This is a genomic window from Desulfofundulus sp. (assembly GCF_049701015.1).
Lineage (GTDB): Bacteria > Bacillota > Desulfotomaculia > Desulfotomaculales > Desulfovirgulaceae > Desulfofundulus.
On record NZ_JBNATZ010000303.1, the window covers coordinates 1 to 2,750 of the forward strand.

At 56.8% G+C, this 2,750-nt stretch carries 3 protein-coding genes; all 3 read right to left on the minus strand.

The annotated features are described in order from the left end of the window. Positions 1–646 (minus strand): MFS transporter (locus tag ACPLUI_RS13585; RefSeq protein WP_424660785.1); only part of this gene is annotated, 646 nt, incomplete at its 3' end. Between the two features lie 150 nt (positions 647–796). After that, a complete protein-coding gene (locus ACPLUI_RS13590) occupies positions 797–2,191 on the minus strand; it encodes an MFS transporter (protein WP_424660786.1) in 1,395 nt (464 codons plus the stop codon). Positions 2,192–2,292: 101 nt separating this feature from the next. Then, positions 2,293–2,750: flavodoxin family protein (locus tag ACPLUI_RS13595; RefSeq protein WP_424660787.1), on the minus strand; the 458-nt coding region annotated here is incomplete at its 5' end.

Genomic DNA, 2,750 nt, shown 5'->3' on the forward strand with positions numbered 1-2,750 from the left:
TGTGACCCTGAAATTCTCTCTCGCTGGCAACCGGTACATTCATCCTGTACAGGGCAGCGATCACCGCCAGGAAACTTACCCCATTAAGGAAAAAACAACCCGGGGCCCCCATTGCAGAAAGCAGAAATCCCCCCAGGGAAGGGCCGAGAACCGCCGCACCGTTAAACGCCATGGAATTTAGGGCAATAGCGTTTACCAGGTCCTCTCTGTCCACCAGGTCAGATACCAGGGCCTGACGAGCCGGCTGGTCAAAAGTCATCACCAGACTATTTAAAAAGCTTACCACCAGGATGTGCCACACCCTGATCAGACGTGTATAAGCCAGGACAGCGAGAATTAACGCCAGGCTCATAGCTGCAGCCTGTGTAAAGCACAGCAGTCGCTTCCGGTCCAACCGGTCTGCAACTGCACCTCCGAATAGAGAAAAAGTAAACCGCGGCACCGCCTGCATGAGACCCACAAGGCCCAGGTAGAAGGCTGATCTCGTCAATTCATAGATCAACCATCCCTGGGCCACCATCTGCATCCAGGTCCCGGCGTTGGAAATCAGAAGGCTTATCCATAACAACCTGAAGTTTCTGTATTGTAGAGCCCGAAAAGTGGAAAAACAACCGCTCTTTTTCAGTCCGGACTGCCCGGTCTTCATAATACGTTCATCCTTTTATGGCCTGGATCTCGTTGTAATTTTACCCAGGCTATATTCTTACGAACGCCAGCCTCAGTGTTTGGGCATGGTCCTGCCAGGCACTGCGCGAACACCGGCTTCTCCACCTTCGCCGGTCGTGAAGGCTTTTCTTTAGTCCTGTGGATTTTTAACAGGTGCTTTCCCTTCTTCAATGTTGATGTGATCGGGCAGTTTGGCCCAAAGGCAGATTAGAGTACCGATCAGTGAAAGCAACATCCCGGCAAGATAGGCTTCCTGCAGGCCCGCCAGGAAGGCGGCGGACCGGCCCGGTTCCAGGTGGCTGGCCTGACGGATGCTCAGTACCGCACCACCCAGGGCGATCCCCAGTACCATACCCACATTGCGGGTGGTAGCCAGCACACCTCCAGCGATACCAAGGCGGAATTTGGGCACCGACCCCATTACGGCACTGTTGTTGGGTGACTGGAACAACCCTGTGCCCAGGCCGAACATACTCAGTCGCCAGGCAACGTCCGCAGGGCCGGACTGTTGATTCAACCCGGCCATGGCCAGGGCGGCGATGGTACAGATCAACGACCCTGTAAAAGCCAGACCCCGCTGGCCGATTTTATCCGATAACGCACCGGCTAATGGGGCGACCACCAGTACCGTCAGTGGAAAAGCGGTCATGATCGTCCCCGCCCGGCCGGCGGAATATCCCATAACGTGCTGCAGCAAAAAAGGCGTTAAAAACACGATGACATACTGGGTCATGAAGTTCAAAAGAGCAGCCCCGATACCGGCGGAAAAGACCCTGCTCTGAAACAGCTTTAAATCCAGCATGGGTTCGTCTGAACGTTGTTCCACCACGATGAACTCGCCCAGCAAAACCAGACCGACCACGCCGAGCAATAAGATGGGCCAGGACCAGCCGGCAGCTTCGCCCCGGCTGGCACATAGAAGCAGGGCACCAAGACCGCAGAAGGCCAGCAACGCTCCCTGCCAGTCAAACGACTGGCGTTTTTCACTGCAGGCGTCGGGTAGAATGCGCCGGCACCACAGGTAAGCAGCAATGCCTATGGGTACGTTGATGTAAAAGATGGCCCGCCAGCCAAGGGTATCTACCAGCAGGCCGCCCAAACTCGGCCCAATGGCCAGGCCCAGAGCCACAACCATCCCGTTCATACCCAGAGCCCTGCCCCGTTCCCGGGGTGGGAAGGCGGCAGTGATGATAGCCGGGGACATGGCCATGGTCATACCGGCCCCGGTAGCCTGCAAAGCTCTCATGAGGATCAACGTGCCCAGGCCGGGAGCAAGGCCGCAGAGGGCGGAGGTTGCGACGAAAATCAACAGCCCGGTCAGGAAAAGCCGCTTGAAACCGAACATATCTCCCAACCGGCCGAAGGAAAGTAAAAAGCTCCCCAGCACCAGCAGATAGGCCATGGACACCCAGCTCACCGCCGCCGGGTCCACACCAAAAACCCGGGCGATAGCTGGCATAGCGATGTATACTATGCTGGCATCAATGGGACCCATGATGGACCCAAGTAAAACCGCTGCCAGCACGTGCCACCGGCCGGCATAATCCTGGTCCTTCAGATCTTATCCCCCCACGAAAATTTTACCCTGTCAGCGCCTGCCTGCCGAACAATTACCGGAATACCACTCTACAGCCAGCCTTTTGCCTGCCAGTAACGGTATTCCCAATCCCACCGGTCCTTACGTTTAATGATTACATTCCGGAAATACTCGCGCAGCTTCTCCTGCTGCCGGATCTGATCCGGGAATTCCCGCTTCTCTTTAATTGCCCGGGCCAGGGCTACCCCCAGGGCGTTCGCCTGCTTCAGCGGTTCCGCGTCCTCCGCTATAACCCCGTCGTCCAGGACGCAGGCCACCCGCCCCACACTCTGGGCTCCCAGACGTTTCAACAGCCATTCCAAATAATCGGCCGTCTCGTCCTGGCCGGAACCTCCGGCAGTACTCACCACGGCACCATATTTACCCAGCAGGCGCTGGCAGTGAATGGCATTGCCCAGCCGGTCGGCCCAGGTTTTGAATTGTGCCGTAACATGATAAATGTAGACTGGACTGCCCAGTACCAGCCCGTCAGCGGCCAGCAGCTTTT